The 13,805-nt window shown below is 61.3% G+C and carries 9 protein-coding genes; 4 read left to right on the forward strand and 5 right to left on the reverse strand.

From position 1 onward, the window contains the following. Positions 1-12: 12 nt before the first annotated feature. Positions 13-1,083, forward strand: a complete 1,071-nt coding sequence (locus K3166_RS11765) for an AI-2E family transporter (RefSeq protein WP_221422396.1) — start codon at positions 13-15, stop codon at positions 1,081-1,083. Here the strand turns inward: K3166_RS11765 and K3166_RS11770 are convergent. The 4 genes from K3166_RS11770 to mtnP all read right to left on the reverse strand — a co-directional run bounded on the left by K3166_RS11770 (position 1,080) and on the right by mtnP (position 7,234). Continuing rightward, positions 1,080-1,607 carry a hypothetical protein gene (locus K3166_RS11770; protein ID WP_221422397.1) on the reverse strand — a complete coding sequence of 176 codons (528 nt, stop codon included), beginning with the start codon at positions 1,605-1,607 and terminating at the stop codon, positions 1,080-1,082. The genes K3166_RS11765 and K3166_RS11770 overlap by 4 nt on opposite strands. A gap of 48 nt (positions 1,608-1,655) precedes the next feature. Then, the gene (gene putA / locus K3166_RS11775; protein ID WP_221422398.1) at positions 1,656-4,793 is read right to left on the reverse strand and encodes a bifunctional proline dehydrogenase/L-glutamate gamma-semialdehyde dehydrogenase PutA; all 3,138 of its coding nucleotides are present in this window, start codon (positions 4,791-4,793) and stop codon (positions 1,656-1,658) included. Between the two features lie 84 nt (positions 4,794-4,877). Then, positions 4,878-6,365, reverse strand: a complete 1,488-nt coding sequence (gene glpD, locus K3166_RS11780; RefSeq protein WP_221422399.1) for a glycerol-3-phosphate dehydrogenase — start codon at positions 6,363-6,365, stop codon at positions 4,878-4,880. Beyond that, positions 6,362-7,234 carry an S-methyl-5'-thioadenosine phosphorylase gene (mtnP, locus tag K3166_RS11785; RefSeq protein WP_221422400.1) on the reverse strand — a complete coding sequence of 291 codons (873 nt, stop codon included), beginning with the start codon at positions 7,232-7,234 and terminating at the stop codon, positions 6,362-6,364. The genes glpD and mtnP overlap by 4 nt, the downstream gene beginning before the upstream one ends. Positions 7,235-7,473: 239 nt before the next feature. Between mtnP and K3166_RS11790 the strand changes: the two genes are divergently transcribed. After that, positions 7,474-10,248, forward strand: coding sequence for a phosphoenolpyruvate carboxylase (locus tag K3166_RS11790; RefSeq protein WP_247714641.1), 2,775 nt, complete (start codon positions 7,474-7,476; stop codon positions 10,246-10,248). A 3-nt stretch (positions 10,249-10,251) separates the two neighbouring features. Here the strand turns inward: K3166_RS11790 and K3166_RS11795 are convergent, their stop codons facing one another. Next, entirely contained in the window at positions 10,252-11,847 is a 1,596-nt protein-coding gene (locus tag K3166_RS11795) for an FAD-binding oxidoreductase (protein ID WP_221422401.1), read from the reverse strand. A 112-nt stretch (positions 11,848-11,959) separates the two neighbouring features. Between K3166_RS11795 and K3166_RS11800 the strand changes: the two genes are divergently transcribed. Continuing rightward, positions 11,960-13,342 carry a patatin-like phospholipase family protein gene (locus K3166_RS11800; protein WP_221422402.1) on the forward strand — a complete coding sequence of 461 codons (1,383 nt, stop codon included), beginning with the start codon at positions 11,960-11,962 and terminating at the stop codon, positions 13,340-13,342. Positions 13,343-13,442: 100 nt separating this feature from the next. Beyond that, positions 13,443-13,802 carry a response regulator gene (locus K3166_RS11805; RefSeq protein ID WP_221422403.1) on the forward strand — a complete coding sequence of 120 codons (360 nt, stop codon included), beginning with the start codon at positions 13,443-13,445 and terminating at the stop codon, positions 13,800-13,802. Positions 13,803-13,805: the final 3 nt, after the last annotated feature.

Here is a 13,805-nt window from a genome sequence, read left to right on the forward strand (position 1 = left end):
GGAAAGCACCGGATGGAGCAAGCGCGCAGCAAGGCGATAGAGCAGGGAGGTTTCCTGCTATTCCTTGGCCTCATCACGCTGGCTCTCCTGATTGTAGTCATGCCGTTCCTGCAGCCAGTGCTGTGGGCGGCCCTTGCTGCGATCATGTTCCATCCACTGAAGCGCTGGTTCCTGCAGCGGGTGCGCGGCAGCGATACCGTTGCCGCCCTATTGACGCTGCTTGTCATCTTCGTGGCCGTTATCCTGCCCGCTTTCTGGATCGGTAGCGAAGTGGTCGACGAAGCCGCGGGGCTGGTCATCGCATTCCAGCAGGGACAGATCGATGTCGCGGAATGGTTCGAGCAAATATTCAGCGCGCTTCCCGCCAACATCCAGGCCTCGCTAGTCGAAAGCGGCTGGGGCGACCTCAGCGCACTGCAACAGCGCGCCCAGGAATTCGCGCAGGACAGCCTCGGCCTCATAGCGCAGCAAGCCATCGCTTTCGGTGGCAGCGTATTCGGTTATGTCCTAGCGTTTGCGGTGGGCCTTTACGTCAGCTTCTTCCTGCTGCGCGACGGCAAGCAAGTCAGCGCAAGTATCCTCGACGCGTTGCCATTCGAACATTCGATTTCCGAACGCCTGGCCGAGCGTTTCCTCGGCATCGTCAGGGCGACAATCAAAGGATCCATCGTTGTCGGACTGGTTCAGGGCGCACTCGGGGCACTGACGTTCTGGATCGTCGGAATGCCATCGGTATTGCTGTTTGGCGTCATCATGGCGATCGCGTCACTGCTGCCGGCCGTGGGACCTGCAATCGTCTGGGTGCCGGCAGCTATCTATCTGCTCGCAACTGGCGCGATCTGGGAGGGGCTGGCCGTCATCTTTTCAGGCGTCGCCCTGATCGGAACGATCGACAACATCCTCCGCCCCATCTTGGTAGGACGCGATACGGGAATTCCCGATTGGCTGATCCTGGTCACGACGCTCGGCGGAATCGCCCTTGTCGGCCTGTCGGGGATCGTTATCGGCCCGCTAGTGGTTGGCCTGTTCCTGGCTGGTTGGGGCATTCTCGGCGAGCAGCGGCGCAATCAGCTCGCAGACTAGTCGACTTGCCGCGCATCTAGGCGTGGGTTCAGCTTCGAGACGTGGTTCAACCAGCTCTTGGGTTTGCGCAGCATATCGTCCGGATATTCAACCTTCAGGCCAAGAATCTTCCCGATCTCGCCAACGAAGTGGATGCAGTTGCGCGTATCCAGATCATAGTATCTGCCCGGCGCATCGCGCCATGCCGCGACGTGACCGCGCACTTTCCAATATTGTTCATCATTCATGGTCAGCGTGAAATGCCGGTTGGTCTTGGCCAGCCACTTTTCCTTCTCCGTCATGACGATGTGTTCGACCGGGCCGCGTAGCACGGCGATTGTCGCCTTCTTGGCGGAGAACCCGTAATTCTCTTTGATCTGCGTGCCGTCTTTCAGGGTGCCTTCCATGGATATGAAGGCGTGCGGATACCGACCCACGAAAACCGATCCATTGAAAGAGTGGAACGTGATTTCGACGGCTGCAGACGCCATGCTGCTGCACGCAAGCGCGAACAGGACGGCGAGATTTCTGATGATGCGAACCATGCCGCGCTTTTTAGGGCAGCTGATCGAGGTTTCGCAATAGCTTAGGCGTCAACTGGCGAGCAATGTCGCGTTCCCGCCCGCTGCTGTCGTATCGATGCAGACAACGCGTTCTGTTGCGAAGCGCGCGACATAGTGCGGACCGCCCGCCTTGGGACCGGTGCCAGACAGGCCTTCGCCGCCGAATGGCTGGCTTTCCACGACCGCGCCGATCTGGTTGCGATTGACGTAGAAATTGCCAACTCTCGCCCGCGATTCAACGAATGCTCTCGTGTCGTCATTGCGGCTGTGCAGACCCAGGGTCAGGCCATAACCGGTTGCATTGATTTCATCGACCACGCGGCCGAGATCTTGCGACTTGAAGCGCACAACATGAAGCACCGGCCCGAAATTCTCGCGGCGCAGGTCGAGAATGGAACCCATCTCGATAATCGTCGGCGCAACGAAACATCCGGCATTCGCACCCCGGTGCAGACGGCGGCGCCACACTTGTAGCCCTGCTTTTTTGCGGCGGGCAACGTGGCGTTCGAGCGCGGCCTTGGCATCGGGGTCGATCACCGGGCCGACGTCGGTCGACAGATTCTCCGGATTGCCGATGGTCAGTGCCTCGAAAGCGCCGCTGATCATCTCGAGCATTTCGTCATAGACCTCGTCCTGAATGTGCAGGACGCGCAAGGCGGAACAGCGCTGCCCCGCGCTCTGGAAAGCGCTGGCGACCACATCGCGTGTGACCTGTTCGGGCAAGGCGGTGGAATCGACGATCATCGCATTCTGTCCGCCCGTTTCAGCGATGAAGGTCGCGATAGGTCCGTCGCGCGCGGCCAGGCTGCGGTTGATTGCCTGCGCCGTCTGGGTGGAACCGGTAAAGGCCACGCCAGCAATGCGTGGGTCGGAAGTGATGAACTCGCCTACATCGCCCGCTCCGGGAAGCAGCTGGAAAGCCTCTTCGGGGATACCCGCTTCATGGCACAACCGGACGGCCAGCGCCGCGATGAGCGGCGTCTGTTCGGCTGGCTTGGCAACGACAGTATTCCCGGAGGCTAACGCCGCAGCAGCAGGGCCGATAAAGATCGCCAGAGGGAAATTCCAAGGGCTAATCGTCGCGAAAACCCCGCGCCCGGCCAGCTTCAGCCGGTTCTCCTCGCCCGTCGGACCGGGCAGCGCGATCGAGCCTTCGAACAGGCGCCGCGCTTCGCCCGCATAGAAGCGCAGGAAATCGACAGCTTCGCGCAGTTCGAGGATGGCGTCCTGCAAGGTCTTGCCTGCTTCGCGCTGACACAAGGACAGGAATTCATCCGTGTGCTCTTCGAACAGATCGGCGGCCTCTTCGAGCAGGAGCGCACGCCGCTCGCCGCCCAGCGCATTCCAACCGGGCTGGATTTTTTCAGCGCGCGTGATCGCCTCTTCGACTTCAAAGTCGAGCGTGTCGCGGCGCGTGCCCACTTCGGCGGTCAGGTCGTGCGGCTTGTTGATTGGCGCAACTTCGCCCTCTGCGCCGGACATGAAAGTCGGCTCGGCATGCCAATGGCGCGTGTCGAGTTCATGCAGGCGGTCCAGCAACGGCTCGCGCTCAAGCGGGTCGGACAGATCGAGCCCGGCAGAGTTCCGGCGGTTGGGAAAGATGTCGGCGGGAAGCGGGATCGCCGGATTTCGGTAAGGCTCGAGCGCCTTCAGATCGGCGCATGGGTCGGTGACCAGCTCGCCAACCGGAATCTCGGCATCGGCCATGCGGTTGACGAAGGACGAGTTCGCCCCGTTTTCCAGCAGGCGGCGCACGAGATAGGCGAGCAGGTCCTTATGCGTTCCGGTCGGCGCATAGATACGCACATTGGTCCGGCGATGGCCTTCGACTTGCGCAAGCGCGCTGTAGACGTCTTCGCCCATGCCGTGCAGCCGCTGAAATTCGAAAGATTTCGACCCTGCGAGCGCTTTCACCGCGCCGATGGTGTAGGCGTTGTGGGTGGCGAAGGCCGGGTAGATGACATCGTCCGCCGCCAGCAATTTGTCCGCGCAGGCGAGATAGCTGACATCGGTCGAAAGCTTGCGGGTGAACACCGGGAAATCCGTGAAGCCGCCAACATGGCTCAGCTTGATCTCGGTATCCCAATAGGCACCTTTGACCAGCCGGACGAAGAAGCGCCGGTCGTATTTGCGCGCCAGCCGCGCAACCCATTCGCACATTGGCACGCCGCGTTTCTGGTACGCCTGGATGGCGAGGCCGAACCCTTCGTAGCGCGAACCGTCGGGGCGCGTGAACAGGTCGTCATCGCGCGCCAGGGCCTCGATGATGTCCATCGACAATTCGAGCCGGTCGGCTTCCTCGGCGTCGATAGTGAAGTGGATATTGGCATCGCGCGCCTTGGCAATCAGCGGCCTGAGCATCGGCAGCAGACCGGAGATGGCAAGATCGGCATGGAGGAAGGTGTACTTGGGATGCAGCGCCGAAAGCTTCACCGAGATGCCGGGGGACGTAGCCAGATCGCCGGTCGCTTCGCGGGCCAGTCGATCGATCGCGGCTTCGTAGCTGGTGCGATAGCGTTCGGCATCATCATAGGTCATCGCCCCTTCGCCCAGCATGTCGAAGCTGTGCGTGAGGCCCTTTGCCCGCTCCGGCGCGGCGCGCTTGAGGGATTCGCCGATGGTGCGGCCATAAACGAACTGGCCGCCAAGAATGCGCATGGCCTGCAAGGTCGCCTTGCGGATAACCGGCTCGCCGAGCCGCGTGACAGCGCTCTTCAATGACCGGCGCATGCCCTTTTGCGCTTCTTGAGGGCGTTCCAGCACTTCGCCGGTCAGCATCAGCGAGAAAGTTGCAGCGTTGACGAAGGTCGACGAACTTTCACCGAGATGTTCTGACCAGTCGATATCGCCGATCTTGTCGCGGATCAGCGCATCGGCGGTCGGCGCATCAGGCACACGCAACAGCGCTTCTGCCAGGCACATCAGCGCGACACCTTCTTCGGTCGCGAGGCCATATTGATGCAGGAAAGCGTCGATACCGCTTGCCTTGGTCCTGCGCGCGCCTTCGATCAGCTTTGCTGCAAGGCCCGCCGCTGCGGGATGTTTCGCGCTTACCGCCGCTGCCTGGCTGAGCCGCTCGGCGACACAGGCGTTCTCTTCCGCGCGGTATGCTTCGCGCAGCGATTGACGGGAAATAGGGGTAAGGCGAACAGGATCGTGCAGGGCCATGCGACTCCAGAAAGTACGAGTGATTTAAGGCCCCACTTGGACCTGACACACTGCCCTTTCAAGCTTTGTGAAAGCTCGCGCTGCTCAACCGTTCCGGGCGAACCAATTAGCCAGCATTTCAGCCGTTTCCTCGGGCAAGTGAAGCCCGAGCTTGCTGCGCCGCCAAAGCACGTCTTCGGGCGAACGGGCGTATTCGTGATCGGCAAGGTAGCGAAGCTCTGCCTCGTACAGATCGCCGCCGAAATGTTCGCCCAGATCAGCCAGCGACCTCGCCTCGCCAATTAGCAGGTCGATCCGCGTTCCATAGGCACGGGAAAGGCGTAGCAACATCTCTGCCGGCAACCAGTCATGCCGCTCGCTCGCCTGCCACAGGAAATGCGCAAAATCGCTCCGCTCCATGTCGCCGCCGGGCAGCGGTGCAGCGGCGGTCCATCCTTCGGACGGAATTTCGATATGATGCGCCAGCTTTTCCAGCGCGTGTTCAGCCAGCTTGCGGTAAGTCGTGATCTTGCCGCCATAAACCGACAGGATCGGCGCGCCGTCCTCGGCGTCGATTTCGAACACGTAATCGCGCGTTACCGTAGAATTGCTCTTCGCATTGTCTTCGTAGAGTGGGCGCACACCGGCATAGGTGTGGGCGATGTCTTCTTCGGTGATGCCGCTCTTGAGATACCGCGTGACTGCATCGCGCAGGTAGGTGCGCTCCTCGGGACTGATCTCGACCTTGTCCAGATCGCCGTCGTACAGCAGGTCGGTCGTGCCGATCAGGGTGAAATCACGTTCGTACGGAATGGCGAAGACGATCCGGTCGTCGGCCTGCTGGAAGATGTAGGCGTGTTCGCCCGCAAAGGCGCGCGGCACGATGATGTGGCTGCCCTTGACCAAGCGCAGGTGAGCAGGCGTTCCTGAACCAAGCGCCGTTTTGGCCACCTTGTCCACGAATGGTCCGGCCGCATTGACCAGCGCCCTGGCCTCGACTGTTCGCTCCTGCCCGTCCGAGCGCAGTGTAACGCGCCAATGATCCCGCGCTCGTTCCAGTCCGACGCATTCGGTCCGCGTCCAGATTTTCGCGCCGTGCTCCTGCGCGTCCATCGCACTCAGCACCACGAGGCGCGAATCCTCGACCCAGCAATCGGAATATTCGAACCCGCTGGTTAGGTGCTCCTGCAAGATTGCACGGTGGGGCGGTTTGCGCAGATCGACCTTGTGCGATCTGGGCAACTTCTTGGGGCCGCCGAGCAAATCATAAAGAAACAGCCCGGCGCGCAGCATCCACTTGGGCCGCATCCCCGGTTCGTGCGGCAGGACGAACCGCAAGGGCCAGATGATATGCGGCGCGTTGGCGAGCAGCACTTCTCGTTCGCGCAGAGATTCACTGACCAACCGGAATTCGTAATGTTCCAGGTAGCGCAATCCGCCATGCACCAGCTTGGTGCTGGCAGACGAGGTGTGCGAAGCCAGATCGTCCTTCTCGACCAGCGCCACCGACAGGCCGCGGCCCGCCGCATCGCGCGCGATCCCGGCACCGTTGATCCCGCCGCCCACAACGAGGAGGTCGAAGCGCTCGCTCATCGTGCGCGGAACAATCGCCCGGCGACGGCATCGAGTTTGGTCATCAATTCCTTGTCATGATGATCAGGCGCGGTGATCACTGCATCATCCAGCGCGCGGTCAATCGGCGACGGGTTGCGCTTCTTGGGCAAGCCCCTGCAGAATGCCTCGACCGACTTTCGGGCAAGGTCGGAGTTCTTTTGCATCTGCGCGACGATTTCGGCGACATCGACGGTGGCTTCGTCGTCGCGCCAGCTATCCCAATCGGTTACCATCGCCAGCAAGGCATAAGGAAGCTCCGCCTCGCGGGCCAGCTTGGCTTCGGGCATGGCAGTCATGCCAATGACTTCGGCACCCCAATGGCGGTAAAGCTTGCTTTCGGCGCGGGTGGAGAATTGCGGGCCCTCCATGGCGAGGTAAGTCGCGCCGGATGTGACATCGCCGCCTGATTTCTCGACCGCCTTTGCAGCATGCTTCGACAAGCGCGGGCAGACCGGATCACCGAAGGGCACGTGTGCGACAAATCCGCTGTCGAAGAATGACGACGGGCGACCTTTCGTATTGTCGATGAACTGGTCCACCGCCACGAAGCGACCGGGAGATAGTTCTTCCGACAAGGAACCCACTGCGCTGATCGCGAGAATATCGGTGCAGCCCGACCGCTTGAGCGCATCGATATTGGCGCGGGCATCGATCCTGCCTGGAATTATCGGGTGGCCCCTGCCGTGACGAGGCAGGAAGCGAACACGGACATGGCCGATCGTCCCGCACAGGATCTGGTCGGACGGTTCGCCCCAGGGCGAGTTCACCTCAATCCACTGCGCGTCTTCCAGCGCATCGATCTCGTAGAGGCCCGATCCGCCGATTATGCCGATGGTCCAGTCGCTCATGCTATCATTCCTGTAATGTTGCCCTTGCGGCCAACCCTTGCATCAAAGCCGTCACCTGCCGGTTCGCGCTTGCGGTTAACGTGAGCATTTGGGTGAAGAAGGTTGCCCGGTGTGTAAAGGGCGAAGCGGGGATAGTCCGCCGCAGACATGGTGCAAACCTATTCATGCAGGCCCTGCGCTTGACTCGGGCACCGGTTTGGCGCGCATTCGTAGGTAAAGAATACGACTGGAGTACCCGCTTGACCGATCTTTCGCCGCTAACCTTCGACACGCTGGCCCAGCGCCTTCGCGATCTGCACCTACGCACGCAGGAAACACCGCTGTTCAATCCGGTGTTCCAGCTTGCACACGACATCTCGCGTGATCTCGAAGCTGGCGAAATCTCCCTGCGCGATCTCGGCGATCTGGTTGAGGAATTGGGCACGCATACGCTGACTGCGCGGGCTGACAGGCTCAGGGGGCTGGTCGAACCTGCCAAGTCCGGCGAAAAACTTGCGCAGCTTTCATCGGATGTCGGCAGCTTCAAAGATTTCGCGGAGCGTTGGTCCCACCCCCAATTGCACGTGGTGTTCACCGCCCATCCCACCTTCCTCCTCTCGCCCGGGCAGGCGCAAGCGGTGGCACAAGCTGCCGCCGATGGGGGGCCAGTCAGCGGAGCCGATAGCCAGAAAGAGCCGATCACGCTCGATTACGAGCATGGACGAGCCATGTCCGCACTCGTCCATGCACAGGATGCCCGCGACAGGGTTGTTTCCTCCCTCCTTTCGAGCGCCGGCAAGGAATGGCCGGACCGCTGGCACGAATTGCAGCCTGTGCCGTTCCGCTTCGCCAGCTGGGTCGGCTACGACATGGACGGGCGCACCGACATCAAATGGTACACCTCGATCCGCTTCCGCCTGTCTGAGAAGGCCGAGCGCCTGGCGCGTTATGCAGACCAGCTGGAAAACATCGACAGCAGCCATCCACTTCTCGCCAAGCTGCGCGCCGCACATGATTTGACGGCCGCGAGTGTCGAGGATTTTTCGGCAGACCTCACTGATCCGGCGGACCTGTCGGCAGCGGCAAACCGGCTGACGCATGACAATAGCGACAAGCTCCTGTCGCTGACACCAATCATCACCCAACTGGAAGACGAGGCCCGCGCCGCCGATACGCACAAGGCGATTGCCTTCAAGACCCTCGCTGCCGCCATGCGCGCCGACGGTCTCGGGATGAGCCACATCCATTTCCGCGTGAACGCCAAGCAGCTGCATAATGCCATCCGAACACGGTTCGAGAATGGTGACGATCTCGACCTCGGCAGCCAGGGCGCGCTGGCTGCCTTGCGCGATCTGCTGGCAAAGGCAGAGCCGCTGTCTGCCAATTTCGCCTCGCTTGCGATCGAAAGCTCCACCGCGGTACGGCAATTCCTCGCCATGGCGCAGATCCTCAAGCACATCGATGCCGATGCGCCGATCCGTATGCTGGTAGCCGAGTGCGAACAGCCTGCAACCGTCCTCGCGGCGCTCTATTTCGCCAAGCTGTTCGGGATCGAGGACAAGGTTGATGTCTCGCCCCTGTTCGAAACAGAGAGCGCGCTGGAGCACGGCGGACGGTTCCTCGACGCCCTGCTCGCCGAAGAGGCTTATCGCGACTACGCCAGGAAGCGCGGCCGGGTAGCGATCCAGACCGGTTTTTCCGATGCCGGGCGGTTCGTCGGACAGATCCCTGCAAGTCTCGCAATCGAGCGTATGCAGGGCCGGCTGGCCGAAGCGATGGCAGCCAATGGGCTGACCGACGTGGCGGCACTGATTTTCAACACGCACGGTGAAGGCATGGGCCGCGGCGCGCATCCTGCATCCTTCAAGGACCGGCTCGAATGGCCGATGAGCCCATGGGCCCGCCGCCGCTTTGCCCGCGCAGGGATCAGGCTCGAGCCTGAAGCCAGCTTTCAGGGCGGCGATGGATACCTGTTTTTCGCAACGCCGGACCTCGCACTTGCCACCCTCGCCGAAATTGCTGAGCGTGCGCCGGCGACTGCCGATCTCGATGCGCCTGCAGACCCCTTCTACAGGCGCACAGATCTCAGCCTGGATTTCTACCGCGCGATCAAGGACCACCAGCAGGAGCATCTCGAAAGCCGCACCTACAGCCGAGCGATCACCGCCTTCGGCCTTGGCCTGCTCAATTCCACCGGCAGCCGCGTGTCGCGCCGCCAGTCGGACATCAACGCCGATCGCGAGATGAGCCTGCGGCAAATCCGCGCCATTCCGCACAATGCCATCCTCCAGCAACTCGGTTACCCGGTGAACATTATTGCAGGGGTCGGCAGTGCGGCGGAAAGCAATTACGAGGATATTGCCGAGCTGCTTCGCGACAGCCCGCGCGGCCGCCAGATCATGCGGCTGGTGCGCGCCTCAAATGCGCTGGCCAGCATCAAGACGGTTGCCGCTTATGGCGAGTTGTTCAATTCCGCCTATTGGGCCAGCCGCCCGTATCGCGGCACCGAAGATCACCTGTCGCGCGGGTGCGAAGCGTTGGCGGAATATCTCATCCAGGATGACCGCAACGGCGTTTTCCGCCGCCTTGCATCGCGCCTGCGGGTCGATGCGTTGAAGTTGCACCGCCTGTTCGAGCTCGTCCCCGACGAAGAACCGCACCCTGAACGCGAACACGCACGCCGGGTAATCGGCGTCCTTCAGGCCCTACGCCTGGCGCTGATGCAGCATATGTTCCTGAAGGTCGTATCCGTCCCGGCATTCAGCCGCGCCAACGACATCAGCCGGACCGACGTGATGGAAATGGTCTTCACGCTCCGCGTCGATGAAGCGCTGGCACAGCTACGCCGCGCCTATCCCACCAGCTTTCCCAAGAAGAGCGACTTCGCGATGGACGAAAGCGGCGACTATCCGCGCGGAACCGGCGAGGGATATGACGCGATCCGCAAGAATTACATCGACCCGATCGAAGACGCTCACAACCTCTCGCTGCGTATCTCGACCGCGATCGCCAATCTATTCGGCGCGCACGGCTGATCCTCAGGCGAGGCCCCAGCGCTCGAGCGCAGGCGAAATGAAAACCTCTGCATCCTTGCCCAGCAGCGATTCGCGCGCGGCACGGTAAGCATCGACGTTCGCGCCGTACTGGCTGCGGATGACGGCGGCATCCAGCTGGGCATCCTTGCCCCAATGCATCCCGAATGGAATGCCAGCCTTCTTGAGCAGGTATTGCAAGCGTTCGGCCGCGAGATGTGCATCGGTACCGAGAATGAAGTTCCTGGGCAGACCGTCGATGTTGATGATCGCGTTATCGTCAAACCGCAGGAAACCCATCGAGGCCGGGCTCTTCTTGGCGAAGCGCACGGTATAGACAAAGTCCTTGGAAAACGTCCGGATATTGTCGTCGGTGCCAGCAGCCATATCCATCGCAATCGACAGCGCCTCGGGCAGGCGCTCCAACGGTACGGCGAAGGCCGCGTTATACACATCGACGCGAATGCCGAAGAGCCGGTGAGGTGCCCACTCCGCCGTTAGCTGCGCCAGTGTACGGGGCGTGTCACGTTCATCGCAAGCATGGTCCTTGAAGTCATCGAAGATCATGTCGGGCACGTCGATCAGGTCGCGCAAATGGCCTTCGATCATCTGTGCCGCCAGCGGGTTTTCCGTGACTGCCTTGAGCTGTTTCGATCCGCGAAGGTTCAACCCGTCATATAGCGAGTGCTTTATCTGACTGCCGAAATCGTCAGGCTTGCCGTCGCGGTCCATTCGCAGCCAGATCGTTTCCAGCACCTCTTTGGTCCTGCCGCAGAACGGGTCGAAGGTCAGCTCGTAATAATGCGGCGTGCGATCATCGGCGATATCGCCGATAGCCTCGGCAAACCTTCCCTTTGAAACGAGCTCGTCCCAATCGGCAGGCAGGACCCGGGCCCGTTTGACGAGGCCGCAGTAAAATTCGTCTACCGCTTCGATCAGGTAGGCGGAGACGAAGCCAATTCCGCCCAAGTGCACGAGCGCGGGCGCGAAGTGAGCCTGGTCCCCGATTTCGGCGAATTGTTCGATCCAGTCACCGCGCAGCACCGGGCGATCCGGATCGCCCAACCAGACCGCCTTGTCCTTGCCGGTGGACACGACCATCCCCCTGACATGCGTTTCGGAGCCGGTTTCGCCCATCGCCGAGCCATGCGAACCTGTCGCAATCAGGCCGGCCAGGCTTTGACCCTTGTGCGACCCTGCTGTGCGCAGGGATAGATCGCGGACCGGTTTGCCCAGCCAGTCCATCAGGCGGTGGATCTTGGTGCCGCCGGTCACCAGGACATAACGCTGCCGGCCCTCCACGCCGTCGACAAATGCTTCATCAGGTACCGGCCAGATGCCTTCGTCCGCATCGGTATTCACATGGCTGGAGAACCCGCGAAAAAGTTTGCTTTGCGACCAGCCCGACCCAGTGACGCACAGTTCACGGTCGCGAGCGGCTTCATGGTCGATCAGCTCGCCCATCACCGCACGGCGCTTGGCGAGTGCCTCGACTGGATCGCTTTGCGGTTCCTGATGAACTTCGGCAGTGCGCCGCATGAACTTCATGATCGAGCGGTGCTCGTTGACCCACGGCCCGCCCCCGCTGCGTTCGATGCGCATTCCCTGCCCCCTTGTAATGTCGCGGCTCTCCAATACCGCTTTGCATCATGATACTATTGGTGAGAAACGACTAGAGGGCGCGTCCAGAGAACGCCAAAAGGGGGGCAGGGTCATGTTGGAAAAAATCCTTATCGGCGCAGCCGCGATCGGTTTGCTGGTGCTGCTGGCGTGGTTCTTGCGCAAATGGCTGAACTGGGGGGCGCACGAGATTGCCTGCCCCCATTTCCACGACCACGTGCATAACGCCGCGCCCAGCCGCTTCGTCCGCGATATCCAGCGTGATGCCAATGTGGATCACGACGACCATCAACACGCCGATCCATTGGGCGACGAACTCGAAAAGCTGGTCGAAGACTGCGCCCTGCATCGCCATGACGCAGACGGCATCAAGCTGGCCCGGGATGAATCGAAGCCCGAACGCGCTCACGGCGACAAGGTATTGATGCTGTCCGGCGGCGGGCAGTGGGGCGCCTACGGTGCAGGCCTGTTCCGAACGCTCCATGATGCAAGCGACAACGATCTGGCGATGGAAGGCGTGCGTATCATCACCGGCATATCGACCGGGTCTCTGCAAACATTGTTGCTGATGGTCGCTCTGGACGAACAGGCGAGGCCCGAAACGCGGCGCTACGCGATGGACCGACTTGAATGGGGGTATTCACCCACTGCGGAAAGCGAGATCGTCCAGAATACCGGGCTGGCGATGCTGCCTTTCCGCGGAGCGCAAGCAGGCACGAAGCCGCTGCGCAAACGCATTCGCAATGCCTTGATGGAGAACGGCGATGCTACCTTGATCGATGCAATCCGCAATTCCAGCATCGCTGGCTACATCGGCTTCGTCGAAGCCAACTGCGGCCTGTTCCATTATGTCGACGTGCGCGGCCTGGCGCGCGCCGCAAACAGCAACGACGAAGCAGTAGACGCGCTTTCCGCAGCGACCATGGCATCTTCGGCAATGCCTGTTTTCCACCAGCAGTTGCGCGTTACCGGCAGCAAAAAGGGGGCAAGATCGCTTTACGATGGCGGCGTGCGCCGGTCGGTCTTCTTCGAACGATCGATGGAGCGGATGCACGACAGCGTTTGCAAACACGCTGGCCGTCCCGAAGACAACCACCCTGCCGGCAAGGACCGCGCAGCGGTTACGCCAGCCTTCTTCGTCGTGCGCAACGGCCCGACGGTCCGCACCTCGGACCCCGACCTCGATGGCAAGGACGGCCCCATCCTCAACGGCAAGCGCGGTTACGATTTGCTGGTCAATGAAAGTGAAGTCGGTGCCATCGCAGGATTGCGGCTGCTCAACCCCTATGGCGATATTCACCTGACGACTGCCGATCAGTGGGACAGCTTCGAATGCACGTGTCCGGACGCAGACTGCGCGAAAGAGAGCGAGATGTTCAAGCCCGGCTTCATGGCCTGCCTCCGCGATCTGGGGCGCCACAAGGCCCAGCGGGCAGGCGGCCCATGGTGGAGCCTTAGTCCCATCGACGAGCGCTAGGCGCGGACTGGCTGCGCAGCCACATGAAACAAATGTTACAATTCGAGAAACCTTTCGACCTGCGGTGAATTTTCCTTGGTACCCCGGGAGAATTAAACACGTGTCGCTTTCCAATAAGATTCTGATCGTCGACGACGAGGCATTGATTGCCTTTGATTTCGAGATGACCCTGCAGGATGCCGGGTTCGAGGTGATGGGGCCCGCCACATCACTTAATGAAGCGCTCGAAATCGTGAGTGCGGAAATGCCGCGCGCAGCTGTTCTCGACATCGATCTCAACCACTGCCCGGTCTGGCCGCTCGCCCGTCAGCTGCGTGATGCGGGCACGCACATCGTCTTCGTCAGCGCAAACCTGCGCCATGACGAGCTGGACAATGAGTTCAGGAACGAGCCCAAACTCGACAAGCCGGTCTCTGAAAAGGACCTGCTCAACGCTCTCAAATCCGGATTAGCGGCGTAGCAG

This window comes from Qipengyuania psychrotolerans, from assembly GCF_019711355.1.
Classification (GTDB): Bacteria; Pseudomonadota; Alphaproteobacteria; order Sphingomonadales; family Sphingomonadaceae; genus Qipengyuania; species Qipengyuania psychrotolerans.